Origin of the sequence: Bacillus sp. 275, from assembly GCF_001999205.1 — a bacterium.
In the GTDB taxonomy this organism is placed as follows: domain Bacteria; phylum Bacillota; class Bacilli; order Bacillales; family Bacillaceae; genus Bacillus; species Bacillus velezensis.
Genome location: NZ_CP019626.1, coordinates 374,908 through 401,158 on the forward strand (window position 1 = coordinate 374,908; position 26,251 = coordinate 401,158).

At 47.2% G+C, this 26,251-nt stretch carries 29 protein-coding genes; 1 reads left to right on the forward strand and 28 read right to left on the reverse strand.

The genetic code is table 11. The features are described 5' to 3' along the window. Positions 1-15 precede the first annotated feature (15 nt). The 22 genes from rplS to BZ167_RS01490 all read right to left on the reverse strand — a co-directional run bounded on the left by rplS (position 16) and on the right by BZ167_RS01490 (position 20,590). A complete protein-coding gene (gene rplS / locus BZ167_RS01385) occupies positions 16-363 on the reverse strand; it encodes a 50S ribosomal protein L19 (protein ID WP_003154288.1) in 348 nt (115 codons plus the stop codon). Between the two features lie 140 nt (positions 364-503). Beyond that, positions 504-1,235 (reverse strand): tRNA (guanosine(37)-N1)-methyltransferase TrmD, encoded by a 732-nt coding sequence (gene trmD, locus BZ167_RS01390; RefSeq protein WP_060675461.1) that lies wholly within the window; start codon positions 1,233-1,235, stop codon positions 504-506. Continuing rightward, positions 1,232-1,756 carry a ribosome maturation factor RimM gene (gene rimM / locus BZ167_RS01395; RefSeq protein ID WP_003154290.1) on the reverse strand — a complete coding sequence of 175 codons (525 nt, stop codon included), beginning with the start codon at positions 1,754-1,756 and terminating at the stop codon, positions 1,232-1,234. Before rimM ends, trmD begins: the two co-directional genes overlap by 4 nt. 4 nt (positions 1,757-1,760) lie before the next feature. Next, positions 1,761-2,147 carry a YlqD family protein gene (locus BZ167_RS01400; RefSeq protein WP_003154291.1) on the reverse strand — a complete coding sequence of 129 codons (387 nt, stop codon included), beginning with the start codon at positions 2,145-2,147 and terminating at the stop codon, positions 1,761-1,763. 90 nt (positions 2,148-2,237) lie between these two features. Further along, positions 2,238-2,483 carry a KH domain-containing protein gene (locus tag BZ167_RS01405; protein WP_007611392.1) on the reverse strand — a complete coding sequence of 82 codons (246 nt, stop codon included), beginning with the start codon at positions 2,481-2,483 and terminating at the stop codon, positions 2,238-2,240. Then, positions 2,483-2,755, reverse strand: coding sequence for a 30S ribosomal protein S16 (gene rpsP / locus BZ167_RS01410; RefSeq protein ID WP_003154296.1), 273 nt, complete (start codon positions 2,753-2,755; stop codon positions 2,483-2,485). The genes BZ167_RS01405 and rpsP overlap by 1 nt, the downstream gene beginning before the upstream one ends. Before the next feature lie 105 nt (positions 2,756-2,860). After that, positions 2,861-4,201 (reverse strand): signal recognition particle protein, encoded by a 1,341-nt coding sequence (ffh, locus tag BZ167_RS01415; RefSeq protein WP_061861454.1) that lies wholly within the window; start codon positions 4,199-4,201, stop codon positions 2,861-2,863. Between the two features lie 13 nt (positions 4,202-4,214). After that, positions 4,215-4,547: a putative DNA-binding protein gene (locus BZ167_RS01420; RefSeq protein WP_003154299.1), complete on the reverse strand. Its 333-nt coding sequence runs from the start codon at positions 4,545-4,547 to the stop codon at positions 4,215-4,217. 85 nt (positions 4,548-4,632) lie between these two features. After that, a complete protein-coding gene (locus BZ167_RS01425) occupies positions 4,633-5,439 on the reverse strand; it encodes a phosphotransferase family protein (protein ID WP_061861453.1) in 807 nt (268 codons plus the stop codon). 84 nt (positions 5,440-5,523) lie between these two features. Beyond that, positions 5,524-6,513: a signal recognition particle-docking protein FtsY gene (gene ftsY, locus BZ167_RS01430; protein WP_003154301.1), complete on the reverse strand. Its 990-nt coding sequence runs from the start codon at positions 6,511-6,513 to the stop codon at positions 5,524-5,526. A gap of 19 nt (positions 6,514-6,532) precedes the next feature. Continuing rightward, entirely contained in the window at positions 6,533-10,093 is a 3,561-nt protein-coding gene (gene smc / locus BZ167_RS01435) for a chromosome segregation protein SMC (protein WP_053573433.1), read from the reverse strand. A 101-nt stretch (positions 10,094-10,194) separates the two neighbouring features. After that, on the reverse strand, positions 10,195-10,944 hold the full coding sequence (gene rncS, locus BZ167_RS01440; RefSeq protein ID WP_007409760.1) for a ribonuclease III: 750 nt from the start codon (positions 10,942-10,944) through the stop codon (positions 10,195-10,197). A 138-nt stretch (positions 10,945-11,082) separates the two neighbouring features. Continuing rightward, positions 11,083-11,316, reverse strand: coding sequence for an acyl carrier protein (gene acpP / locus BZ167_RS01445; RefSeq protein WP_003154310.1), 234 nt, complete (start codon positions 11,314-11,316; stop codon positions 11,083-11,085). A gap of 84 nt (positions 11,317-11,400) precedes the next feature. Further along, positions 11,401-12,141, reverse strand: a complete 741-nt coding sequence (gene fabG, locus BZ167_RS01450) for a 3-oxoacyl-[acyl-carrier-protein] reductase (RefSeq protein WP_003154312.1) — start codon at positions 12,139-12,141, stop codon at positions 11,401-11,403. Continuing rightward, complete coding sequence (gene fabD, locus BZ167_RS01455) at positions 12,134-13,087, reverse strand: ACP S-malonyltransferase (RefSeq protein WP_007409759.1); 954 nt, start codon at positions 13,085-13,087, stop codon at positions 12,134-12,136. The genes fabG and fabD overlap by 8 nt, the downstream gene beginning before the upstream one ends. Before the next feature lie 18 nt (positions 13,088-13,105). After that, positions 13,106-14,104 carry a phosphate acyltransferase PlsX gene (gene plsX, locus BZ167_RS01460; RefSeq protein WP_053573432.1) on the reverse strand — a complete coding sequence of 333 codons (999 nt, stop codon included), beginning with the start codon at positions 14,102-14,104 and terminating at the stop codon, positions 13,106-13,108. Positions 14,105-14,117: 13 nt separating this feature from the next. After that, positions 14,118-14,684, reverse strand: a complete 567-nt coding sequence (fapR, locus tag BZ167_RS01465) for a transcription factor FapR (RefSeq protein ID WP_003154320.1) — start codon at positions 14,682-14,684, stop codon at positions 14,118-14,120. A 106-nt stretch (positions 14,685-14,790) separates the two neighbouring features. Continuing rightward, positions 14,791-16,839 (reverse strand): ATP-dependent DNA helicase RecG, encoded by a 2,049-nt coding sequence (gene recG, locus BZ167_RS01470; RefSeq protein WP_031378747.1) that lies wholly within the window; start codon positions 16,837-16,839, stop codon positions 14,791-14,793. After that, on the reverse strand, positions 16,817-17,719 hold the full coding sequence (sdaAA, locus tag BZ167_RS01475) for an L-serine ammonia-lyase, iron-sulfur-dependent, subunit alpha (protein WP_012117539.1): 903 nt from the start codon (positions 17,717-17,719) through the stop codon (positions 16,817-16,819). The genes recG and sdaAA overlap by 23 nt, the downstream gene beginning before the upstream one ends. Positions 17,720-17,739: 20 nt before the next feature. Further along, positions 17,740-18,402: an L-serine ammonia-lyase, iron-sulfur-dependent subunit beta gene (gene sdaAB / locus BZ167_RS01480; protein WP_003154325.1), complete on the reverse strand. Its 663-nt coding sequence runs from the start codon at positions 18,400-18,402 to the stop codon at positions 17,740-17,742. A gap of 142 nt (positions 18,403-18,544) precedes the next feature. Further along, positions 18,545-20,212 carry a DAK2 domain-containing protein gene (locus tag BZ167_RS01485; protein ID WP_060675459.1) on the reverse strand — a complete coding sequence of 556 codons (1,668 nt, stop codon included), beginning with the start codon at positions 20,210-20,212 and terminating at the stop codon, positions 18,545-18,547. Positions 20,213-20,227: 15 nt separating this feature from the next. Further along, the gene (locus BZ167_RS01490) at positions 20,228-20,590 is read right to left on the reverse strand and encodes an Asp23/Gls24 family envelope stress response protein (RefSeq protein WP_003154327.1); all 363 of its coding nucleotides are present in this window, start codon (positions 20,588-20,590) and stop codon (positions 20,228-20,230) included. A 258-nt stretch (positions 20,591-20,848) separates the two neighbouring features. Here BZ167_RS01490 and rpmB point away from each other — a divergent pair, with 258 nt between their 5' ends. Then, a complete protein-coding gene (rpmB, locus tag BZ167_RS01495) occupies positions 20,849-21,037 on the forward strand; it encodes a 50S ribosomal protein L28 (protein WP_003154328.1) in 189 nt (62 codons plus the stop codon). 77 nt (positions 21,038-21,114) lie between these two features. On the opposite strand, the gene spoVM is transcribed toward rpmB, so the two are convergent. From spoVM to BZ167_RS01525, 6 genes are all read right to left on the reverse strand, one after another. Then, positions 21,115-21,195, reverse strand: coding sequence for a stage V sporulation protein SpoVM (gene spoVM, locus BZ167_RS01500; RefSeq protein ID WP_003154329.1), 81 nt, complete (start codon positions 21,193-21,195; stop codon positions 21,115-21,117). Between the two features lie 86 nt (positions 21,196-21,281). Beyond that, on the reverse strand, positions 21,282-21,926 hold the full coding sequence (locus tag BZ167_RS01505; RefSeq protein WP_062623350.1) for a thiamine diphosphokinase: 645 nt from the start codon (positions 21,924-21,926) through the stop codon (positions 21,282-21,284). A gap of 65 nt (positions 21,927-21,991) precedes the next feature. Then, on the reverse strand, positions 21,992-22,645 hold the full coding sequence (gene rpe, locus BZ167_RS01510; RefSeq protein WP_062623349.1) for a ribulose-phosphate 3-epimerase: 654 nt from the start codon (positions 22,643-22,645) through the stop codon (positions 21,992-21,994). A gap of 1 nt (position 22,646) precedes the next feature. Then, positions 22,647-23,537 (reverse strand): ribosome small subunit-dependent GTPase A, encoded by an 891-nt coding sequence (rsgA, locus tag BZ167_RS01515; RefSeq protein WP_033574582.1) that lies wholly within the window; start codon positions 23,535-23,537, stop codon positions 22,647-22,649. A gap of 14 nt (positions 23,538-23,551) precedes the next feature. After that, the gene (gene pknB / locus BZ167_RS01520; RefSeq protein ID WP_062623348.1) at positions 23,552-25,495 is read right to left on the reverse strand and encodes a Stk1 family PASTA domain-containing Ser/Thr kinase; all 1,944 of its coding nucleotides are present in this window, start codon (positions 25,493-25,495) and stop codon (positions 23,552-23,554) included. Continuing rightward, positions 25,489-26,250 carry a Stp1/IreP family PP2C-type Ser/Thr phosphatase gene (locus BZ167_RS01525; protein ID WP_007409750.1) on the reverse strand — a complete coding sequence of 254 codons (762 nt, stop codon included), beginning with the start codon at positions 26,248-26,250 and terminating at the stop codon, positions 25,489-25,491. Before BZ167_RS01525 ends, pknB begins: the two co-directional genes overlap by 7 nt. Position 26,251: the final 1 nt, after the last annotated feature.

Genomic DNA, 26,251 nt, shown 5'->3' on the forward strand with positions numbered 1-26,251 from the left:
TTTCGTTCGTTATCATTATCGTCTGATTTCTTTAATACGAGCCGCTTTTCCGCGAAGTTCACGCAGGTAGTAAAGCTTAGCGCGACGTACTTTACCGTAACGTACAACTTCGATTTTCGCGATTTTTGGTGTGTGTACAGGGAATGTACGTTCAACGCCAACACCGTAAGAAATCTTACGAACTGTGAACGTTTCGCTGATTCCACCACCACGACGCTTGATCACAACACCTTCGAAGATCTGGATACGCTCACGGTTACCCTCAACAACTTTTACGTGTACACGTAAAGTGTCACCAGGACGGAACGCAGGAAGATCAGTGCGAAGCTGTTCTTTTGTGATATCTTGAATTAGTTTTTGCATCGTTTTCAACTCCTTCCAACAGATGCTCTTGGCCACAACTGCAAGGCACAGCGGAACATCGTTTTCAAGCTTCTGAAGGATAAGCCTCCTTAAGCCACAAGTAGTATCTTATCATATCTTCATCACCTGCGCAATAGAATCTATTCGTTTTCCCACTCGGAAATCCATTTTCTTTGCTCATCAGTGAGAGGATAGTTTTCAAGAAGATCCGGACGTCTTAAAAAGGTTCTTCTGATTGATTCTTTATTTCGCCATTCTTGTATTTTGGCATGGTTGCCCGACAAAAGGGTCTCAGGCACTTTTAAGCCTCTATAATCTGCAGGCCTCGTATAGTGCGGATGCTCTAAAAGCCCCGTGCTGAAGGAATCCTCCACGTGGGATGCTTCTTTTCCGAGGACGCCCGGCAAAAGCCTGACAACGCTGTCGGCGATCATCATGGCAGGGAGCTCTCCCCCGGTCAGCACAAAATCCCCGATGGAGATTTCATCAGTGACAAGATGTTCCCGGATCCGTTCATCATACCCTTCATAATGTCCGCAAATAAACATGAGATGTTCCTCTTGTGCCAGCTCCTCGGCTTTCTTCTGCGTATAACGCTCACCTTGCGGGCAGACGAGAATAATGCGCGGCTTGGCGTCCGTACCGGCTGTCAGCTTTTCAACCGCATCAAATACAGGCTGCGGCTTTAACACCATTCCGGCTCCCCCGCCGTACGGGTAATCATCAACCGTTTGGTGTTTATTATCCGAAAAAGCCCGGAAATTGATGACGTCAAAACGGACAGCCTCTTTTTCCTGTGCTTTTTGCAGAATGGAGGAGCCGAGCACCCCTTGAAACATTTCGGGAAACAGTGTTAAAAAGTCGATTTTCATTCGTCTATTAACCCTTCCATTACATGAATCTTAATTTTCTTCTCATTTATATTAATATCCTTTACCACAGAAGCAATATACGGAATGAGCGCATCTTTTTTGCCTTTTCTTGCAACCACCCATACGTCATTAGCCCCGGGCGTCAAGATTTCCTTCACTGTGCCGATCAGTTCCCCGTCTTCTGACACAACCTCGCAGCCGATGATTTCATGAAAATAAAATTCATCTTCTTCAAGCTCTCCCAAGTCTTCTTCAGGGACTTTGATCACCATGTTTCTTAGGTGTTCGACTTCATTGAGACTCGGCATTTCTTTGAATTGCAGCAGGTGAAACTGCTTGTGAAGCCTGTGGGCGCTTACCGTTACTTTGATTGGCTCCGCAGCCCCTTCCGCAAACAAATAGAGCGTATTGCCGGGCTTGTACCGTTCTTCGGCAAAGTCCGTTTTAGAAATGACCCGCACTTCGCCTTTAATGCCGTGGGTATTTACAATTTTGCCTACATTAAACCATCTGTTTGTCATATTATCACCTCGGGCGGATTTCAATTACTACCCCGTCTTTTATGACGATGGTATTTGCCGCTGTTTTTTCATGCCAGTTATCACCGACATTGATTGAAAGCAGCGCATCGATCTCCTTTTCCTTCACTTCGCTTCCAAGCGGGAGCGACTCTGTCTGGCTTATTTGGAAATCGATCATTTTGATTTTGTCTTGTCTTTTCTCAATGGCTTTTTTAAAAGATTCCGCTACATCGGGATTCTGCTGATCTTTTTCATGTTTTCTAAGCTGAAAATAGAGCTGGCTGCATTCTCGTTCAAGCGTTTGCTTTTTTTCTGCAAAAGAGGCCAAAAGCTTTTCCTTGCTTTGCTCGGTCAGAACCTGCATAACGGTTACCCTGTGAATAATCTGCATAGGACCAGACTCCCCACTCTTCCAACATATTTCTGTTCATTTGCCTTTTTTACGTGTAAAAAAAGGGGAGGTGCCGGCCCTCTCCCTTTTTCAGTCAAATATTTCAAATTGAACTTTCTTAGAAGACTGTGCGCCAGCTGCAAAAACGACGGTTCGAATCGCTCTTGCAGTCCGGCCTTGCTTTCCGATAATCTTACCGGTATCTGACTTATTGACAGATAAGCGCAGCGCAATCTTTTGATCAGTCTCTTCCTTTGTGACCGTTATGTCTTCCGGATGGTCGACAAGCGGAGCCACAATGCTGACAATCAAATCTTCCAAGTTCTGATCAGTCATTACTTGCCTTGTTTAGCGTTGTGGAATTTTTCCATAATTCCTTGGCTTGAGAACAAGTTGCGGACTGTATCAGAAGGTTTAGCTCCTGTTTGAAGCCATTTAAGAGCAAGCTCTTCGTTGATTTTCACTTCAGCCGGCTTTGCAACCGGGTTGTATGTGCCGACTGTTTCGATGAAACGGCCGTCACGCGGTGAACGAGAATCTGCTACAACAATACGATAGAAAGGAGATTTTTTTGCTCCCATACGTTTTAAACGAATTTTTACTGCCATTTTACTAGCACCTCCGAAAATATTTCAACAAGATAGTATATTAACAATGATAAAAGTGTTTGTAAAGTGTTTTTTCTTAACAACGGTTTTATCATGTATAACCGATTACATAAAAGGTAATTTAAAGCCTTTTTTCTTCCCTTTTGACATGTTGGTCATCTGCTTCATCATTTTTTTCATTTCCTCAAACTGCTTTAAAAGACGGTTGACTTCCTGAACGGATGTTCCGCTTCCTTTGGCAATCCGCTTCCGCCGGCTGGCGTTAATAATATCCGGCTGTTCTTTTTCAAGAACAGTCATTGATTTAATGATCGCTTCCACATGATTCAGCTGTTTTTCATCGACTTGGATGTTTTTTAAGCCTTTCATTTTGCCTGCGCCGGGCATCATTTGCAGCAGTTCGTCAAGAGGACCCATGTTTCGGACCTGGCCGAGCTGCTCCAGAAAATCATCCAATGTGAAGCTCATCGTTCTCATTTTCTGCTCAAGCTCTTTGGCTTTGTCTTCATCAACGGTCGCCTGAGCTTTTTCAATCAAGGTCAGCACGTCACCCATTCCGAGAATCCGGGATGCCATCCGTTCAGGATGGAACGCTTCAAGAGCATCGAGCTTTTCTCCCATTCCGGCGAATTTAATCGGCGTTTCGGTGACCGCGCGGATAGAAAGCGCCGCACCTCCGCGGGTATCCCCGTCAAGCTTTGTTAAAATGACGCCCGTTAAACCGAGCTGGTCATTAAAGCTTTTGGCGACGTTCACCGCATCCTGACCGGTCATTGAGTCGACGACAAGGAAAATTTCCTCAGGATTTGCGACTTCCTTTACGCCGGAGAGCTCATCCATCAGTTCATGATCGATGTGCAGCCGTCCGGCGGTATCTAAAATCACATAATCATGATGCTCTTCCTTCGCTTTTTCAATCGCCTGTCTGGCGATTTCCAGCGGGCTGACCTGATCGCCAAGCGAAAAGACCGGCATATCAAGCTGTTTCCCCAGTGTTTCCAGCTGTTTAATCGCGGCGGGTCGGTAAATATCCGCAGCCACGAGCAACGGTTTGCGGTTATGTTTTTTGCGCAGCAGGTTGGCAAGCTTCCCCGTGGTTGTCGTTTTACCGGCACCTTGGAGCCCGACCATCATAATAACGGTCGGCGGGCGTTTGGCGACGGCAATTTTGCTTTCTTCGCCGCCCATCAGCTCGGTAAGCTCTTCTTTTACGACTTTAATAACCTGCTGACCGGGTGTCAGACTCTGCATAACGTCCTGTCCGACAGCCCGTTCACTTACTTTTTTCACAAAATCCTTTACGACTTTAAAGTTAACGTCAGCCTCAAGAAGCGCAAGACGAACTTCACGCATCATCTCTTTTACGTCTTGTTCGCTGACTTTTCCTTTTCCGCGGATTTTTGAAATCGTCTTTTGCAGTCGGTCGGCTAATCCTTCAAATGCCATTGTTTGCCGCCTCCTAATCTAATTTCTCAAGCGCTTCAATCAGAGCCGTCATTTTTTCCTCTTCCTGCAAACCGGAAGCAAGCTCTTTCAGCTTTGTAAACATTTCTTTACGCTCCTGAAACTTTTTAAAAAGGAGCAGTTTTTCTTCATATTGTTCAAGCATCGCTTCAGTCCGTTTGATGTTATCGTAAACGGCTTGCCTTGAAACGTCATACTCTTCGGCTATTTCACCAAGGGAGAAATCGTCCAGATAATAAAGCGACATATAGCTCTTTTGTTTTGACGTCAGCAACGACTGATAGAAGTCAAATAAATAGTTCATTCTCGTCGTTTTTTCGAGCGACATTTGAGCTCTCCCCTTTGTTAAGTCAAATCCCTTTACAAAAACTTAGTTTACATGGTTTCAGAGCGTGTGTCAAGTTTTTATCTTGTCAAAGCAGGATGCTCTTTTTACATAATAAGTTTTTTAAAAAAAATTCATATAGACCGTCGTTAAAATACTCGAATTCTTGTTTTGATACACGATAGCGGCAATAGCCTTCGTAAAAAGCATTGAGGCATGCTTCATTTGTGACAAAATGACTGATCGCTAATGATTCATCATATCGCGGATCTCCCGCCGATATTCCCGCAGCATCGATAAACAGATAGACCTCTCCGTCTTTCACCAGCACATTATCAGTCGTGCAGTCACCGTGAATCATTGTCTGCTGAACAGGAACAGGCCTGTACCTGTCCAATTCCTTCAAAAGCTCTGCACTTCCTTCAGCCTGTCCTTTTTTGACATATTCCCCGGCTCGTTTGATTTGCAGATCGAGCCAGTCTGATTCCGGCTGTAAACCAGGGACCATTTCGGTTTCATGCAGACGTTGCAGAAACCGGCCGAAACTTTTGATCAGCTTTTTCTTTTCAGTATCCCCTTTTGCTTTTCTTAAAGCCGAAGTCAGGGTGATTCCATCCTCAAATGACATGATGATATGGCTGGCATGCTGTTCCTGTATCATCCCATAATAAATAGGAACAGGCAGACGACGAGTTTCCGTCAGTTTTTGTAAAACGAAGGCTTCTCTCATTAACCATTCCCGATACTTCTGTTGAAAAGAACTTTTCAGCAGAAATGCGTCTTGGCCGGCCACTATTTTTCGAACGGTTGAAGTGCCTCCCTGTTCATCCAACAGCGACATATGGTTTATCGCGCCGATCTTACTTTCCAATTCAGCTTTCAGCCATTTGTCCAACAATTGCCCCCCTCCATTCCGATCTATCAATGCGTATAAAAAAACGAGTATAAAACCGTCCATTTTATACTCGTTTTTTATTCATTAATCCTCGGCTTTTTCAACTAAATCAGAAAAGAGACCGTATACGTAAGATTCTGCATCAAACCGCTGGAGATCGTCAACCTTTTCTCCGAGGCCGACCAGTTTCACGGGGATGTGAAGCTCATTGCGGATCGCCAGGACGATACCGCCTTTAGCGGTGCCGTCAAGCTTCGTTAACGCGATACCCGTCACATTCGTCGCTTTGGAGAATTCTTTCGCCTGCGCCATCGCATTTTGGCCTGTCGTCGCGTCCAGCGCAAGGAGAACCTCATGCGGAGCCTCAGGCACTTCGCGTTCGATGACGCGTTTGACTTTTTCAAGCTCTTTCATTAAGTTTACTTTATTCTGAAGGCGGCCGGCCGTATCACAAATCAGCACATCCGCTCCTCTTGCTTTAGCCGCGTGTACGGCATCATAAATAACCGCAGCAGGGTCGCTTCCGGCAGCCTGTTTAATGACAGGCACGCCTGTACGCTCCCCCCACACTTCAAGCTGTTCAATCGCCCCGGCTCTGAAGGTGTCTCCGGCAGCGAGCACAACGGATTTGCCTTCATTCTTCAGCTTATGGGCAAGTTTTCCGATCGTTGTCGTTTTTCCGACGCCGTTTACCCCGACAAGCAGAATAACGTTCAGGCGCCCATCCTGAATATTTAATTCAGAAATCTGTTCGTCGCCGCTGTTATAAATGTCGACAAGCTTTTCAGAAATGACGGACTGCACTTCCTGAGGATCCTGGATGTTTTTCAGCTTCACTTCTTTTTTGAGCTCATCAATCAGCTCCATAACGGTTGTAAAACCTACGTCAGCGCCAATCAGCACTTCCTCAAGCTCCTCGAAGAAATCCTCGTCGACTTTCCGGTAGCGGGAGACGAGTTCGTTCACTTTATTTGAGAAGGAATTTCTTGTTTTTTCAAGACCATCTTTAAATTTTTCAGAGACGGAGTCTGTCTGTTTCGTGATTTTCTCTTTTAATTTTTTAAAAAAGCTCATCTTTCAACCTCTTTCCTCGTTACTGAACGAATTCTTTTGTTTCTTCCAGTTTGACCGAAACCATTCGGGAAACGCCGGATTCCTGCATCGTAACACCGTAGAGGACATCCGCTTCTTCCATGGTGCCTTTTCTGTGGGTGATGACGATAAACTGGCTGTCGCCGCTGTATTTTTTTAAATATTGCGCAAACCTGAATACATTGGCTTCATCAAGCGCAGCTTCCACTTCATCAAGGACGCAGAACGGCACGGGCCTTACTTTCAGAATGGAGAATAAAAGGGCAATGGCAGTCAGCGCCCGTTCTCCCCCTGACAAAAGATTTAAGTTTTGCAGTTTTTTGCCCGGAGGCTGCGCGATAATGTCCACCCCGGAATTAAGAAGATCATTCGGATCAGTCAGCTTCAGTTCAGCCCGTCCTCCTCCGAATAAAGAACGGAACACGTCGTTGAATTGAGAACGGATCTGGATAAACGTTTCATGGAATCGCTTCGTCATTTCAGAATCCATTTCTTCAATGACTTGAAACAGTGTGTTTTTCGCTTCCGTCAGGTCATTTTTCTGCTCTGTTAAAAACTGATACCGTTCGTTTACTCTTTCAAATTCATCGATGCTGCCGAGATTGACCGTTCCGAGCTCTTCAATTGAAAGCTTGATCAGTTTGACCCGTTTTCTCGCCTCTTCAGGCTCGAGTTCGAGCTGATATTGTTCTTTTGCTCCTTCAAAGGATAAGCTGTACTCCTCGCGTAAATACTGCAAGAGATTATCAAGCTCAACTTCCATCCGGCCGAGTTTTACCTCTTCATCTTTCAGAATGTCTGTTTTTTGCTTATACAGACGCTTCATCTCTTTCAGTTCAAGCTCGTTCGTATCAAGAGCCCGCTGGAGCTTCACACGCTGGTCGCGCCGGCTGGCGATCAATTCGATCGTTCTCGTTTTATCGTGAAGCTTGTGATGGGCTGCTTCTTCAAGCTGCTCCTCACCGCTTGTGCTGGACGTCATTTCTGAGGTCAGGAGGCTTAAATCTTCCCGTGTTTCTTTCAGAGCGAGCTGCGTTTCTTCAAGCTCTTTTTTCAGCCGTTTGAGGTTGTCTTCTTCACTCGAACAAGCCTGTTCTTTTTTCGCAGCAGCCACTTTACATTCCGTCAGTTCATGAGAGAGCGTTTCTTTTGTTGAGGATAGGGTCTGCTTTTGTTTTGTCAGCCTTTCCATCTCTTCCTCAAGCTCTTTCAGCTGGCCGGATGCCTCACTCAGCTGTTCTTCCAGAGCTGATTTGCGCGTCTCTTTTTCCCGGCTGCTTTCCGTCAGTGATGCTTTCTCCTGATCGTAAAGCTCCAGATGGGTATTGATGTTCTTTTCAGCGACTTCGAGTTCATACAGCCTGCCTTTTACATCCTGCTGCTTTGTTCTGTAAGATTCACCGTCTTCACGGAGACCGCTCAGCGTATGTTCAAGCTCTTGAATGGCCTGCTTCAGCGTTTTGACCTCTTTTTCGAGCAGAGCTGTTTTTTCTTCCATTTCGGCAAGCCGCGCAGTCACCGTCTCAAGCTCACGACTTCTGCCGAGCAGAGAATTGTTTTTCTTTTTGACCGCGCCGCCTGTCATTGATCCGCCTGGATTGACGACATCACCCTCAAGCGTCACGATGCGGTAGCGGTGCCCGAGAAGCTTGGCCAGTTCATTCGCGCCTTTTAAATCTTCAGTGATCAGCACGGTGCCGAGAAGGTTTTGAATGACATTCCGATACGCGGCATCATATGTGACAAGCCCGCTCGCTGTGCCGAGGAAAGACGGATGCTTCTGAGCCGTCTGTTCATCACGGGTTTGGAGCTGGCGCGGTTTCATAACCGTAAGCGGCAGGAACGTCGCGCGGCCGAAGGAATTCTGTTTTAAATATTGAATCGCTTTCCGCGCCGCCTGCTCATCGTCTGTGACAACGTGCTGCGCCGCTGCGCCGAGTGCAATCTCGATCGCCGTTTCATATTTTTGTTCGGTGGCAATCAGTTCGAGAACGGCGCCGCGGATGCCGCCGAGCTGCTCTTTCTGCTTCAGCACTTCTTTTACGCCTTGGTAAAATCCTGAAAAATCGCCTTGCATCGTTTCAAGCATATCTTTTTTGGATCTGGCCTGCTGGACGAATTGATATGCCTGATACAGCGCTGATTCTTTCTTTTCATATTGGCGTTTTTTCTGTTCATATGCTGTCTGGACTTCGCGAAAGCGGACGACCTGATTGTGAATATCCTCTTCAACGGCAGCCAATTCTTCTTCGCACGCCGCTTTGCGGACTGCAATATCGTTACGTTCTTCAAGATATTTTTCATTGTTTGCTGTCAGTCTCGCCTGCTGGACCGCGGATTGGGACATCTGGTCATCTAAAAGCTGCAGCTCGTTGCGAATCGACGCCTGGCTGTTTAACAATTCAAAGTAATCGCTTTTTAATTGTTCAATTTTCTCATCTACATTTTCATTATGCAGACTGAGAGCCTGCTGCTTTTCTTTCACTTGGGCGTTTAACCGCTTCACTTCCGCACGAAGTTTATCATAGACGGCAGACTGTTTTGCAATGTCCGCTTTCAGTTCGGCTTCTTTGTTCGTGTAATGTGTAACGGATTCCTCAAGCTGTTCCCGGTTTTGCGCGGCGTTTTTTTTGCGCTCTTTCAGCACTTCTTTCCGGCCTTCCAGCTTTTCCAGCTCTTCACTTGTCACGAGCAGAACCTGCTGCAGCTCGTTGACGGATTCATCAAGCGCGTGGATTTTATCTCTCGTCTCTTCTATCATCGCTTCTTTTGCGGATAGAGCCGATGATTCCGCCAATTCTTCTTCTTTAGCAGCCTGCACCTTGTCTTTTAAACCCGACCATCTGCCATGCAGTTGTTCGATGTCAAAGGCGGTAAGGGCAATTTCGACATGCTCAAGCTCTTTCTTTTTTTCTAAGTAGTCTTTGGCGATTGATGCTTGGATTTTCAGCGGTTCGACCTGATCTTCAAGCTCGTGGAGAATATCTTCCACCCTGTTTAAGTTATCCTGCGTCTCAAACAGTTTGTTTTCCGCTTTTTTCTTTCTTGTTTTATATTTCAGCACGCCGGCCGCTTCTTCAAAAATACTGCGGCGGTCTTCCGCTTTGCTGCTGAGAATCTCTTCGACTTTCCCCTGGCTGATAATAGAGAATGCTTCTTTTCCGAGCCCGGAGTCCATAAATAAGTCAATGATGTCTTTCAAACGGCACTGCTGATTGTTGATGAGAAATTCACTCTCTCCGGAGCGGTACACCCGTCTCGTCACGCTGACTTCGTGGTAATCGATCGGGAGAAAATGATCTTCATTATCAAGCGTTAACGTGACTTCGGCAAGGTTCAGCCGCTTGCGCGAATCACTTCCCGCAAAAATGATATCTTCCATTTTTCCGCCCCGAAGCGAGCGGGCTGATTGTTCGCCGAGCACCCAGCGGATGGCTTCGGTAATGTTGCTCTTTCCGCTGCCGTTCGGACCGACAACGGCCGTGACGCCTTTTACAAAGTCAACGGATATCCGTTCTGCAAATGATTTAAATCCTATAACGTCTAAACGTTTGAGGAACATCCCAGATCCTCCTTATCGTATAAGTATCTCAATATTATCATAATCACCCGCTTATATCAGGCGCAGACATACTGAAATCCCCCTAGGGATACAGGGGGATTTTATTGTTTCGTATGATGTTTTTGCAATTTTGCAAGAGCTTCCTGTGCCGCATGCTGCTCGGCTTCTTTTTTGGAACGTCCGTTCCCGATACCGAGCGCCTCACCTTTAAGAGAGACTAGCGCCTCGAATTCCCGGTTGTGGGCAGGCCCTTTTTCATTGAGAATTTTGTACTCAAGCGATCCTTTTCCGTCCCGCTGTACAAATTCTTGAAGCTGGCTTTTGAAATCCATCACATGAGAAAAAGCACCATCGTTTATTTTAGGGAACACGTACACTTTCAGGAATTGCTGAACCGGGTCAAGGCCCTGATCCAGATACAGTGCGCCGATAAACGCTTCAAACACATCCGCTAAAAGCGCAGGACGCTTTCTGCCGCCCGTCATTTCTTCTCCTTTTCCCAAGAGAACAAGATCGCCGAATGACAATTCATGGGCAAGTGAGACGAGTGACGGCTCGCATACGATAGCGGCTCTCAGCTTCGTCAAATCTCCTTCACTCATGGCCGGGTATTTGGCAAATAAGAATTGGGAGATCGTCAGTTCCAAAACAGCGTCACCTAAAAATTCAAGCCTTTCATTGTCTTCATACGGCTTTTTCCGATGCTCATTCACATAAGATGAATGTGTAAATGCTTGATACAAAAGTTTCTCGTTTTGAAAATGAACCGAAATCCGTTCTTGGAACTCTTTAAATTGCTCTATTTTTTTATAGAACTTTTTTTTATCTTTAAAATGTGAGTGTTTTGACATAGTAACCTCCATAGGCACATCAGGTTCACCGCGCTCCCCGCCGTAAACGGAATCGGCAGCGCGTACAGCGTCAGACGCCGGTAACCGAACGATTAAAGGGCTAAAGCCCCGCTGTCAGGCGGGACTTTTAGCATCAGCTTATTGCTGGTTTTGTATGTAGTTCACAGCGTCGCCGACTGTTGCAATCTTTTCAGCATCTTCGTCAGAAATCTCCATATCAAACTCGTCTTCAAGTTCCATAACAAGCTCAACTACATCTAGGGAATCAGCACCTAAGTCTTCCTTGAAAGAAGCTTCAAGTTTGACGTCAGCTTCATCAACGCCAAGGCGGTCTACGATGATTTTCGTTACACGCTCTAATGTATCTGCCATAGCAATTCACCTCCCCTCAAGTATTATAGAGGATTCGTTTTTAAAAAACTAGAGAAACTAGGATGAAATTTTAAAAACAAATCTTTACATCACCATTCCGCCGTCAATATGAAGGGTTTGGCCCGTCATATAACGCGATCCTTCAGAAGCAAGGAACGTAACAACGCTGCTGATATCGGAAGGATCACCGAAACGCGCGAGCGGAATCTGCTTCAGCATTTCATCTTGGACTTCTTTAGAAAGCTTGTCCGTCATATCTGTGGAAATAAAGCCCGGAGCAATGGCATTGACCGTAATATTTCGGCTCGCAAGCTCTTTGGCTGATGACTTCGTTAAGCCGATTACACCGGCTTTTGCCGCCACATAGTTCGCCTGGCCGGGGTTTCCGCTGACGCCGACGATTGATGATACGTTGATAATCCGGCCGGAGCGCTGTTTCATCATCTGTCTTGTCACGGCTTTCGTGCAGTTGAATACACCTTTTAAGTTAATGTTAATGACGTCATCCCATTCATTTTCTTTCATTCTCATCAGAAGATTGTCTTTTGTGATCCCCGCATTGTTCACGAGAATGTCGATTGAAGAAAATGCAGCGACAGCCTCTTTCATCATGTTTTGTACTTCTTCGGAATTTGATACATCGGCTTTTACCGCGATCGCGTTTCGGCCCAAAGATTTGATTTCATCTACGACTTCGTTCGCTTTCGCTTCATTCCCGGAGTAGTTGACTACTACGTTACAGCCGTTTTTCGCAAGATCAAGCGCGATCGCCCGCCCGATTCCGCGGGACGCTCCCGTTACCACTGCTGTTTTTTCATTAAGCATCCTGATTCTCCTCCTTCAGCGTTTGAATCGCCAGTTCGATGGTTTCATGGTCAGAAACCGCGATTGTTTTAAGGCGGCGGTTCACTTTTTTCACAAGGCCTGAAAGCACTTTTCCCGGCCCGATTTCAACAAACGTCGTGACACCTTCGTCAATCAGTTTGTTAATGGTTTCTTCAAAGCGAACAGGTGAATACAGCTGTTCGATCAGTTTTTTCTTGATATCGTCTTTTTCTGTCATAACGTCAGCCGAAACGTTTGAAATCACGGGAACAGCCGCATTTTTTAACTCACAGGCGCTGAGCACCTCCTCGAGTTTTTGCGCTGCCGGCTTCATTAATTCAGAATGGAACGGTCCGCTTACTTCTAATGGGATTGCCCGTTTTGCTCCGTTGTTTTTCGCTTCTTCTGAAGCCAGCTCCACGCCTTTTGCCGTTCCGGAAATGACGATCTGGCCGGGGCAGTTCAAGTTTGCAAGCTGTACGAGATGACCGTTTTCCGTCACTTGATCCGTTACCTTTTTCAAGGACTCCGCATCCATGCCGAGAATAGCGGCCATGGCGCCTTCTCCGGCCGGCACGGCTTCATTCATGAATTCTCCCCGTTTTCTTACCGTGTAAACGGCATCCTTAAATGTCATCGCTCCCGCCGCAACAAGCGCCGAATATTCTCCGAGGCTGTGGCCGGCGGTGAAATCAGGCGTGATGCCGGATTCTTTAAACTTTTCCAATACGGCGATGCTCGTTGTCAACAGCGCAGGCTGCGCATTGTATGTAAGGGTTAATTCTTCGGCGTCGCCTTCAAAAATGAGCGAGCTCAGCTTTGTTTCAAGCGTTTCATCCGCTTCATCAAAAATACGTTTTGACGCTTCTTCGCGTTCGTACAGGTCTTTTCCCATACCGATATATTGTGATCCCTGTCCGGGAAATAAAAATGCAATCTTACTCATGATGCGGTAACCTCCAGACTACTCATCTGTTTTTTCTTCTTTTACTTCTTCTTCTATAAATGCGGCCACGTTTTGGCTGACCATTTCTCTCGCCTGGCGCAGCGCATGGTAAACAGCGCGTGCGTCAGAAGAGCCATGCGCTTTAACGACGGGCGCTTTCAAACCGAAAAGACTCGCCCCGCCGTACTCAGAATAGTCCATTTTCAGTTTCATTTCCATCAGCTTCGGCTTCAGCACTCCCGCTGCGAGCTTAGAAACAAAACTTGAAGTCAGTGTATCTTTCAGCATTTTGAAAATCGATAACGCTGAACCTTCCAATGTTTTCAACGTGACGTTGCCCGTAAAGCCGTCTGTGACAATGACGTCAGCAGCGCCTTCGAGCAAGTCTCTCGCCTCAACGTTTCCGACAAAATTCACGTTTGTTTCTTTTAATAATTCAAACGTCTTTTTTGTCAGGTCGTTTCCTTTCTTTTCTTCCGTGCCGACATTTAACAATCCGACGCGGGGCGAGCTGATACCGAGAACCTGCCGGGCATATACAGATCCCATAATTCCGTACTGGACGAGATGCTCCGGTTTGGCATCGACATTGGCTCCCACGTCCAAAAGAAGGAAACCCTCGCCTGAAACGGTCGGAAGCGTCGGCGCAAGCGCAGGCCGGTCGATTCCTTTAATTCTGCCGACGATAAACAGTCCCGCTGTCATGAGTGCGCCCGTATTCCCCGCTGAGATGCAGGCGTCCGCTCTGTTTTCAGCCACTTCCTGCGCCATCAGCACCATAGAAGAGTTTTTCTTTCTGCGTACGGCGCGGACCGGTTCATCCGTCGGTTCAATCACTTCATCGGCGTGCAACACAGTGATGCGGTCTGATGTTGTTGGCAAGTGTGATTCTATCGTTGTCTTGTCACCGACCAGCGTAATATGAAGATCGTCAAATGCCTCAATACTCTTCATTACTCCGTCAATAACAGCTTTGGGTGCGTTGTCGCCCCCCATTGCATCTACAGCTATTCTCATGCATGCTCCACCTTTATGATTGTTTTGAACGGTACATGTCAAAGCTGCCGGAGAACACGACTTCTTCTCCCACATAGCTGTTGACTTCAACTACCGTTCTGCCTTTTTCTTTTTCGACTGCCGTCACTTTGGCTTTCGCAACGACGCGCTCGCCTTCTTTCACCTGTCTTGTAAAGCGGATATTTGCGCTTGCGGTCAGCGCCAGCTCATCATCAATGACGGCTACGGCGAGTGAGTTCGCCTGCGCAAACAAATGATGCCCCCGCGCAATTTGATTGCGGCTGAAGACATGCTCGCGTCTTACTTCTAATATGGAAATGGCCTGGCCGTCAAGCTCCAGATCAATAATTTCACCGATCACTTCGTCTAAAGACAGTGATTTCACTTCATCATCAAGCGTTTGTTCTGCCACGTTTTTAATTCTTTCCCTCAGCTCCGGTATTGAGAGCTCTAAGCGGTCTAAACGGATCGTCTGAATGCTGACGCCGAATTTCCCCGCTAATTCTTCATCTGTGATGAAGGGTGTCGATTTGATCGTCTGCTGCAATAATTTTTGGCGTTCTTTCTTGCTTCTTCTCATCTGTAAACACCATCCGGACAATTAAGACTAGGTACTAATAGTAGTATATAATCTCATAGATTGGAATGCAATGATTGTTTTTTGAAAGCCGCCGAATTTTGCAGAATCAGCTTAATTTCTCCCCTTCCAGGACGCCGCTTGAAAGTAATTGACCGCGCAGCATGCGGTATTCGTCATCTTTCCAAAACGCCTCTGAAGACACCAGATTGGCCGCATCCTGGCGGGCCGTTTCCAAAGCTCTGTAGTCATGAACCATATCCGCCACCTTGAACTCGGGCATACCGCTCTGTTTTTTTCCGAAGAAATCACCGGGGCCGCGCAGTTCAAGGTCCTTTTCAGACAGCTCGAAGCCGTCGTTTGTCTCCGACATGATTCTCATCCGTTCCTTCCCGGTTTCGGATTTCGGATCTGCCATCAAGATGCAGAAAGATTGGTGGTCTCCCCGCCCGACCCGGCCGCGGAGCTGATGGAGCTGAGATAACCCGAAACGGTCGGCGTCATAGATGACCATAATCGTCGCATTCGGCACGTTCACCCCGACTTCTACGACGGTTGTTGACACAAGTACCTGACATTGATTGGCGCTGAATTCTCTCATCACCTGATCTTTTTCATCAGAATGGAGCTTCCCGTGCATCAGGCCGACATTCCATTTACCGCGGTAAACGTCAGACAGCATGTTATATACGTCAATCGCATTCTGTACATCCAGTTTATCCGACTCTTCAATGAGCGGGCAGATAATATAGGCTTGCCTTCCCTGCTTCAGCTCTTTTTCTATAAAAGCCAAAATCCGCTCCAGCATGTCGTGTTTCACCCAATACGTTTCGATTTGTTTTCGCCCCGCGGGCATTTCATCTATTACGGAAACATCCATTTCTCCGAAGACGGTAATGGCCAGCGTTCTCGGAATCGGGGTGGCTGTCATAAACAGCACATCCGGATCCTGACCTTTATTCTTGAGTTTTTTGCGCTGTTCGACCCCGAACCGGTGCTGCTCGTCCGTAATAACAAGGCTCAGCGCTTTGAATTCCACTTCATCCTGGATTAAAGCATGGGTCCCTACTAAAATATCAATCTCTCCGAGAGCAAGCCGCTCCAAAAGCTCCCTGCGCCGCTTTCCTTTGACAGAACTCGTCAAAAGCGCGATATTTACATCTTCATTTGCAAACAACGATACGAGAGAATCTGCATGCTGTTCGGCCAGAATTTCAGTCGGCACCATTAATGCCCCCTGATACCCCGACAAAATCGCAGCGTACAAAGCGATGGCGGCGACGGCCGTTTTCCCTGAACCGACATCACCTTGCAGCAGACGGTTCATTCGGTAAGGGGATGTCATATCAGCGGTAATTTCCCGAAGCACACGCGTCTGTGCGGTTGTGAGCGAAAACGGCAGGCTGTCTGTGAAAGCGGTGAGCTTTTCAGCAGGAAACACATGGCTGATGCCTTTTGACTGTTCCCTTTCCGCTTTACGGAACGCCTGCATTTTCAGCTGAAATAATAAGAATTCCTCGTAAACAAACCGGCGTCTTGCCTGCTGTAACGATTCCCGCGTTTCAGGCTGATGCATCGTCTGCAGGGCATGTTTGTAGTCAGGAAGCTTGTAGCGGATTCTCAATTTTTCAGGAAGCGGATCGGCCGCACTGTCCAAATGATGCTGCAGCGCTTCCTTAATAAACCGTCTCATCATTTTTACGGTGACGTTTTCTTTAACGGAATAAACAGGCTCAATGCTTTTATCTTCTTGATGAGGACCGTTTTTTAATTCCTGCACGGAAACGGTCTGTCTGTGTTTATCCCATTTCCCGGATATCGTGACGACAGAACCTAACGTCAGTTTCTTTTTTAAGTAGGGACGGTTAAAGCAGACCGCGGTAATTAAATAATTGCCGACAAGCACCCTGAATGTCAGCCTGTTTCGTTTTTTGCCGTAATAGGTAAGAGAAGGTTCTGAATGAACCTTCCCTTCTACCGTCACTCTTTCTTCATGTTTTACTTCTTCTAAATCCCTCAGCTCATAGTCGTCATAACGGTAAGGGAAATAATTCAGAAGATCAGAAATGTCATAGATACCAAGTTCGTGCAATGTTTTTTCTGTTTCCGGCCCAATGCCCTTAATTTCCGCTATACTAGTTTGCTGATGGTGTGTCACTTGATTTCAGCGCTCCTCCGAAAATTTTTTTCTCTAATTCTCTTCCCGTCGGTGTCGCGGCTAAACCGCCTTGTCCCGTTTCACGCAGTGCTGTCGGCATCGTCTGGCCGATTTTGTACATCGCGTCAATCACCTCATCGCAAGGTATGCGGCTTGTAATCCCGGCCAGCGCCATATCCGCCGCGATCATTGCGTTGGATGCTCCCATTGCGTTTCGTTTGACACACGGCACTTCTACCAATCCGGCGACCGGGTCACATACGAGACCGAGCATATTTTTCAGTGTAATCGCCATTGCTTCCGCTGATTGCTGAGGCGTTCCGCCCGCCATTTCCACAATCGCAGCCGCTGCCATGCCTGATGCTGACCCGACTTCCGCCTGACAGCCTCCTGCCGCTCCTGAAATACTCGCATTATTTGCTACGACAAAACCGAACGCGCCGGCTGTAAACAGAAAACGGATCATTTGTTCTGTCGTAGGGTGCAGCTTATGCTTTACGGCGAATAACGTTCCCGGCACGACCCCGGCAGAGCCGGCGGTCGGTGTAGCGCAGATCGTTCCCATCGCCGCATTGACTTCATTTGTCGCCACAGCTTTAGAAACGGCGTCTAAAATCAGATTGCCCGACAGGCTTCTTCCCGATTGGATATATGCCTGAAGTTTCACGGCATCTCCGCCTGTTAAACCGGTCTGACTCGTGACGCCCTTCAGCCCTTTTTCAACAGCTGCTTCCATGACGGAGAGATTGCGCTCCATTCCTTGAAAGATTTCTTCCCGCGTTTTTTGCGTCACTTCCATCTCTTGGGTGATCATCACTTCCGAAATCGGAATTTGTTTTTCTTGAGTGATTTCTATTAATTCTTTTACATTACGAAACATGTCATTTTCCTCCTGACTTTTTAGTCAGCTATCTTAGTAACCTGTATAATATTAGGAAGTGTTGAAAGCTCGTCAAGCACTTCTTCTTCAATATTCTGATCGACCTCAATCGTCATCAGCGCAAGCTGGCCGACGTCCTTACGCGCCACTTCCATATGTCCGACGTTGATGGAGAATTTCGCAAGCACATTGGCAACACCTGCAATCGTGCCGAATTTATCATTGTGAACGACTAAAATAGCCGGATGGTTTCCGGACAAACGCAGCTCAAAGCCGTTGAGCTCCGTGATTTCTATTTTTCCGCCTCCGATGGAAATACCGGTAAGGGCAAGCTCTCCCTCATCATCAGAAATGACGATGCGCGCTGTATTCGGATGAACGGGCACGGCATCCTCTGTACGGAACTCTACATATATGCCCTTCTCTTCCGCAATTTGAATCGCTGTTTTAATCCGTTCATCAAATGTATCAAAATCAAGCAGGCCGCCGATAATCGCGACATCAGTGCCGTGACCCTTATACGTCTCCGCAAATGATCCGTAAAAAGACACAACGATCCGGCGGGGCTCCCGCCTGAATAAGCTTCTGGCCACTCTGCCGATCCGGGCGGCGCCTGCGGTATGTGAACTGGACGGACCGATCATTACCGGGCCGATAATATCAAAAACGCTTCTATACTTCATGCTGGTTTGCTCCTCCTTAACATCACTTCATTCAGCGCTTTTCTTTAGACTAATTGAACATTTCTCAATTGGCAAGCAGGCACACTGCCGCACTGCCGCAGGTAAATAAAGGCATAAGAATAGAAGGGCCTGATAAGCCCTTCTATTCTGCCGCAAATATATATGGATACAGAGGCTGTCTGCCGTTATGGATTTCAACCTCGATATCTTCACAGACGCTAGCAATATACTCAGCGAGTTTCTCAGCTTCTTCTTCCGGCGCGTCCTCTCCGTACAGGATGGTGACGATTTCATCTTCTTCCCCGATCATTTCATCCAGCAGCAATTTCGCCGCACTTATCCGATCTTCGGCGCTGCCGATAATTGAACTGTTTAAAATGCCGATAAAATCACCTTTTTTAATATCCTTGCCGTCGATATGGGTGTCTCTGACTGAATATGTCACCTGTCCGCTTTTCACATTCCGGATGGCCTCAAGCATATTGGCTTCATTTACGTCAGCCGGCTGGTCAGGGTTAAACGCAAGCAGGGCGGTCATGCCTTGAGGGACCGTTTTTGCCGGAATGACAATGACATTTTCTTCAGCCACGCTCGCCGCCTGATTGGCAGCCATCACAATATTGGAATTGTTCGGAAGAATGAAAACCGTCTCCGCATTGACAGACTGAACGGCTTCAACAATATCTTCCGTGCTCGGATTCATTGTCTGGCCGCCTTCGATTACGTGTGAAGCGCCGATGCTCGTAAACAATTCAGAAATGCCCTCTCCCATTGCCACAGTCACGATGCCAAAAGGCTTGCGGGCTTCTTTCATAACGCCGGCCGGCTTTTTTTCATCATGTTCTTGGCTGATGATTGAAGTATGCTGTTCCCTCATGTTTTCAATTTTAATTTTAATCAAATCGCCGTAACGCTGTGCGAGATTGAGTACGTTCCCTGGTTCTTCGGCATGAATATGAACTTTCGCAAGCGTATCATCAGCCACGACCAGCAATGAATCGCCGAAACGGCTCAGTTCGTTTCTGAACGTCTCTTCCTTGAACGTCCGTTTATCTTGATCCAGCCTTACCATCACTTCCGTACAAAATCCGAATTCAATGTCTTCTGTACTCAGCATGCTCTGCGCGCTTTTATGATGCTCGGCATTCACCATATCATCGAGTGCCGGAAGAACCGCTTTTTTCGGTACGGCCTCTCCTTTTAAAGCAGCCAAAAAGCCTTCATATACACAAAGCAGACCTTTTCCGCCGCTGTCAACGACACCGACGTCCTTTAAAACAGGAAGCAGATCCGGCGTGCGGTTCAGCGACGCTTCCGCTTCTTCAATAACGGCCTCCATGAGAGCAATGATATCGGTTTCTTCTTTAGCCGAGGCGACCGCTTTTTTAGCCGCATCCTTGGCCACGGTTAAAATCGTACCTTCAACCGGTTTCATGACCGCCTTATATGCCATATCCACTCCCGCTTGGAGTGCTGCGGCAAATTCTTTGGCGTCTATTTGGTTTTTGTTTTCAATGCTCTTTGTGAAACCTCTGAATAATTGGGACAAGATCACCCCTGAGTTTCCTCTCGCCCCCATAAGCAGGCCTTTTGACAGGGCGATGCCGACTTTGCCGATGTCGGGTGAGTCAATGTGCTCTACCTCTCTTGCACCGGATGACATCGATAAATTCATATTTGTTCCGGTATCGCCGTCAGGCACGGGAAACACGTTCAGCGCATCCACCGCGGATGCGTTTTGAGACAATGTCTCAGCCCCCGCCAGAATCATTGCCGCAAAAGCTCTCCCATCTAAGTTTCGTCTAGACAATACTCATCCTCCTCACTACGGGTTCGTTACTCGTACGCCTTGGACATAAATATTTACAGAATCAACTGCAAGTCCGATTGTTTGATTTACTGTGTATTTTACCTTCGTCTGAACATTGTGGGCTACTTCGGATATTTTAGTGCCGTAGCTGACAATAATGTACATGTCGATATGTATTTGTTCGGCTTCCTGACGGACATGTACGCCTTTTGCGAAGTTCTCTCTCCGGAGGATTTCAGACAAACCGTCTTTAATCTGGTTTTTTGAGGCCATCCCCACTATTCCGTAACAGTCAATGGCAGCGCCTCCGGCAACCATTGCGATGACTTCGTTGGATATATCAATCTGTCCGTATTTTGTCTTCATTTCAATGGACACACAGGTTCCTCCTTCAGGTGCATAGAGTTATCATTATTCTACTATATGTATCCCATTATGAAAAGAAAAGATACAGACAGCGGCCTTCAGCGCGGAAATGTGATTGGTTTTACATGTCAAGTGATTTTTCTTGAAAGTAAGGGAAACAATAGTTGCAAACGGTTTTTAGCTGTGGTAAATTATTTAAAGTATTGTATAACGAAAGCATCTGAGACACTATGTTTGAAAAGATGTTTCGCGCAGTTAGGAGGGAAACAAATGGCACGTAAATGTTTTATTACAGGTAAAAAAACAAAAGCCGGAAACAACCGTTCTCACGCAATGAACGCTTCTAAGCGTACTTGGGGCGCCAACCTTCAAAAGGTCCGCATCCTCGTTGACGGCAAACCTAAAAAAGTATATGTATCTGCCCGGGCTTTAAAATCCGGTAAAGTTGAGCGTGTATAAGCAAAAATGAACGCCTGCCCTTTTATGCGGCAGGCGTTTTTTATGCGTTCAAAGAGGGCAATTTCAGCTTCTTGGGCTTACTCTTTTCTAAATGAGCCCAGCATCGCCCGGACAATTCCTCCTAAAAACTTCGGCAATTTAATGGTATAAAATTTCATTTTGTCCCCTCCTATAAGTCCCGTATCCGCTGCGTTCATCACTTTAGGATTCATGGTTTTTTCCGCATATGGCAGAAGCCGCTTTTCTAATCCGCGCTCCTTACCATTATTAATATGCCTTTTGCAAACGAAAAAGTACCTCGTGAATGAATGAGTTCGTTACTAATACATAGTGTGGAACCCAGAGGAATATGACAATTATCAAGGGGATATTTAAAACCGTCGAGTGTCAGGCCGTCTGCCGCTTCCGTAAACGGAATGAAAGAAATATAGCGTCTGCTCGCTTTTTCTTCAATTGTATAACGGCCGGGCCCGAACATCTGAATGTCATTCTGCCGGTCGATCAGCTCGACATCGGTATTCTTATGTAAGGCTTTATACAGCAGCTGGATGTTCCCTAAAAAGTGATCGGCTCTTCCGCCCGTCACACCGAATATCCGAATGGTTTCCGGTTCTTTTTGTAAAGCCCAGTCAAGGGCGAGTTCAAGATCGGTATAATCTTTTTCCGCCTGATACACATGGAGGGCCGGCGCCGCTTTTTGAATCTGCATGAGCTCCTCTTCCGTAATGCTGTCAAAATCACCGAAAGCTTCCTGCGGAATGATTCCGGCTTCCAAAAGAGCAACCGTCCCTTTATCGACTCCGATCCACGTCGTATCTCCGTCAGTGTATTCGGATAGATCGGGAATAAGCTCCCGCGGGCCGCCCGCAACGATATTGATTATCTTCATATGTTATCCTCTCTCTTAGACGCGAAAAGAGCCGGCGGCTTTCACCGGGCTCTTTTTCAGCATGTTTATGATGCGTTTCGGATGTCAGCGATGGCTTTTTTCCGATCCGGCTGATTATATACGGCAGACCCGGCAACAAGCAGATTGGCGCCCGCTTCAGCGCATAAAGGGGCTGTTTCTTTATTAACGCCTCCGTCCACCTCGATTAAAAGCTCAGACAGGCCTTTCTCCTCAGCCAGCTGTTTCACCTGACGGATTTTCGGCAGAACCGAATGAATGAAGCGCTGTCCGCCAAAACCGGGGTTAACCGTCATTAACAGCACAAGGTCAAGCTCCTCGATCACATGTTCAATCATGTGGACGGGCGTATGCGGATTGAGCACAACTCCCGCTTTTACTCCCTGCTCTTTTATCAATTGAATGGTCCGGTGAAGATGCGGACACGCCTCAGCATGAACGGAAAGGATGTCCGCACCGGCTTTTGCGAATGCCGGGATGTAGCGGTCCGGGTTTTCAATCATAAGATGGACATCCAGCGGCAGATCAGTCACCGGACGGACGGCTTCAACGATAAGCGGCCCGATTGTAATGTTAGGGACGAAATGGCCATCCATGACATCAATATGGATATAGTCCGCCCCTCCTTTTTCCACGTCTTTAATTTCCTCGCCCAGTGAAGCAAAATCGGCGGAAAGAATTGATGGCGCAACCTTAATCATATTAATACCTCGGCTTTCTCTCTTTTATTTCCTGCATAAATTCTTTGTAATGCTCATAGCGGTACGGCTGAATCTCTCCTTCTTCCACCGCTTGCTTTACCGCGCATTTCGGCTCTTTAAGATGCAGACAGCCTCTGAATTTGCAAGAGGCGCTTATTTCTCTGATCTCAGGGAACGTGCTGCCCAGCTCTTCTTCCTCAATGCCGGTAAATTCAAGCGAACTGAACCCCGGAGTATCCGCCACCAGACCGCCTGATGTATGAATGAGCTCCACATGGCGCGTCGTATGTTTTCCGCGTCCCAAATGCGCGGAAATCTCATTTGTTTTCAGCTCAAGCTCCGGGCTGATCGCATTTAAAAGCGAAGATTTTCCGACTCCGGACTGACCGGCAAACACCGTCGTTTTGTTCTCGAAGTGTTTCACAATGCCTGTTAAGCCGCTGTTTTCTTTTGATGACGTCACATATACGTCATAACCGATCGCCTGATAGTCTTGCACGTAAGAAAGTATCGCCTCTTTCGATTCCCCGTCTGCAGCTAAGTCCATTTTGGTTATGCAGATGATCGGGTGAATGCCGTTGGCTTCCACAAGGACGAGAAAACGGTCCAATAAAGACGTGCTGAACGCCGGCTGAACGGCAGAAAAGACAAGAACGGCCTGATCGACATTTGAAATTGGCGGCCTGATCAGCTCGTTTGTTCGTTCTTTGATTTCCAGCAGGTAGCCTTCTTTATCATTTTCAGCCTGATAAACGGCATAATCGCCGACCAGGGGCGTTATTTTATTTTTTCTGAAAATGCCCCGGCCCCTGCATTGAATGATCTTGTCCTGTGATTCATCCAAGACATAATAGAATCCGCTTAACGCTTTTATAATTTTGCCCTCAGGCATAGGGTCCCTCCTTGTCAGTCATTATCTTTCGGGTATTCAATCGTTTTGTAGCTGACGACTTTATGATCGACCATCACTTGATAATACCCCTTCTGTCCCTGATCAATCTTCAGTTCAATTGTTTTTTCAGTCGGCTCTTTTATTTTAAATGAGTCATACGTATCAGAGATGCTGTGGTCCTTATCATCGATGGCGATTTGCACTTCAAGCTCGTCCCCTTCATGTTCGGGTTCGTAAGGAATGCTGATTTTTTCTTTTACCGTTTTCGCCGGTTTTTCTTCAGGTCCGAGCGAGAACGTCACTTCAACATTACTTCCCGGCTTAACCGCAGTGCCGGCTGACGGCTCTTGTTTCATGACTTGTCCTTTTGGCACGTCATCTGAATGGGCTTGTTTTTCAACAAGCTGCAGGCCGTTATCTTCAAGATACCCTGAAGCCGCTTCTTTGCTGTAAGTCTTTAAGTCCCTCAGCGTAACGTCCGCCGGGCCGAGGCTGACCGTTAGATTGACTTCATCGTCGCTTGCGACCATGTCGGTGCCGGCTGACGGGTTCTGATCAATTACGGTGCCGGCCTCACTGTCATCGTTCTCTTCTTTGACATTGACATGTTTGAAGCCTTTTTCCTTCAGCGCTTTTTTTGCGTCGCCGATCTGCCGTCCTTTCACGTCGATCAGCTGGGTTTTCGGTTTTCCGATGCTTTTGTACAGTTTTACAGAAGAGCCTTCTTTAACGGTAGACCCCGCTTTTGGGTCCGTTTTGACCATTAATTCCTCTTCTATTTTTTCATCTTCAATGTCCGTTATATCAGGATCCGCCCGGAGCCCGTTCTTTTCAAGCAGGGCTTCCGCTTTTTCGTACTTCATGCCTCGTACGTCGGGGACGCTTACATCTTTAGGCATAAACAAAGACGGGAACACGGTGACCGCAAGAACAGCCGCCATAATGAAAATGAAACAGACGGCCAGCAAAACCCACGGCCATTTCCGTTTTTTCTTTTTGGCGGGCTGCTGTTCCTTATCATCTGTCTCCCCCGGCGTTTCCGCCTGAGGCGCGGCTTTTGCGCCGTCAGTAATGACGGGAATGGCTTTTGTCATTTCCTCATCATCCTGCACGGAAAATTTTTGTTCATTCAGCCTGCCGGCGTCAAAAGCCGTTCTGATGTCCGCTTCCATGTCCTCGGCGCTTTCATAGCGGTGAAACGGGTCTTTAGCGGTTGCCTTTAAAATAATGTTTTCGACGCTCTGCGGAATGGAAGGGTTCCACTTTCTGGCAGAAGGCGTTTCTGTTTGCAGATGCTTTAGCGCTATGCTGACGGCTGATTCTCCGTCAAAAGGAATTTTACCTGTTAAAAGCTCAAACAGCACGATGCCGAGCGCGTAAATATCTGATTTTTTCGTTGCCAGACCGCCTCTCGCCTGCTCCGGAGACAAATAATGAACCGAGCCCAGCACAGAATTCGTATGTGTGATTGTCGTAGACGTAAGCGCTGTGGCGATGCCGAAATCCGTCACCTTGATATGCCCTAAATGATCTATCAATATATTGTGCGGTTTAATATCCCGGTGCACGATATGGTTTTGATGGGCATGGGCGATGGCCGAGACGATCTGCTCCATAACGGACAGCGCTTCTTTCGGATGAAGCGGTCCGTGTGCGTTTATGTATTCCTTTAATGTCATGCCTTCCACATATTCCATGACAATGTAATAAATATCGCCTTCCTCCCCGATATCGTAAATACTGACGATATTCGGATGATCGAGGCTTGATGCCGACTGTGCTTCTCTTCTGAAACGCCTGATAAAATCAATGTCATTCACAAAGTCAAACCGCAGAATTTTAATTGCGACTTCACGTTCGAGAATGATGTCCTCAGCTAAAAAAACGTTTGCCATTCCGCCGCCGCCAATGGGCCGGAGGATATGATAACGCCCGCTGATCCGCTTGCCGGTTAGCACTTGTCTTCACCCTCTTTTGCATCTGCGGAAAACTCAATCAACACAGCCGTGATGTTATCTTCGCCGCCGTTTTGATTCGCTTTGCTGATGAGAAGGTCTACTTTTTCCTGAGGATCAGATTCGGCTTGAAGCATTTGTTTGATTTCGTGATCTTCTATTTTATTTGACAGTCCGTCAGAGCATAAAAGCAGCTGATCGCCGTCAGACAGTTCAAAAGAACGGGCGTCGGGACTGATGGTTTCATCTGTCCCCAGCGCTCTCGTCAATACATTTTTCCGCGGATGGTGCTCGGCGTCCTCTTTCGAAATTTCCCCCGTCTTGACCAGCTCATTCACAAGCGAATGGTCCTCAGTCAGCTGAGTGAATTCCCCCTCTTGAAGCAGGTAGCACCGGCTGTCACCGATATGAGCCACAGTGACAAACTTCCCGGTGAATAAGGCGCAAACAACGGTGGTTCCCATTCCCCGGCATTCTTCATTCGCTTTAGCGTGGTCATGTACTTTGACATTCGCCTCATGAATCCGGTCTTTCAGCCAATCCTCGCAAGCAGACGGCAGAGAAGGAACCGTTTCGGTCCGGTTCCACTGCTCTTCCATCGCCGCAACCGCCATCCTGCTCGCTACATCTCCGGCAAGATGACCGCCCATGCCGTCGGCGACAACCGCAAGCACCGCGTCTTCTTTTGTGAAAATGCCTGCCGCATCTTCATTATGCCGGCGGACTTTACCTGTATCTGTTTTCAAGGCTGTAATCAAC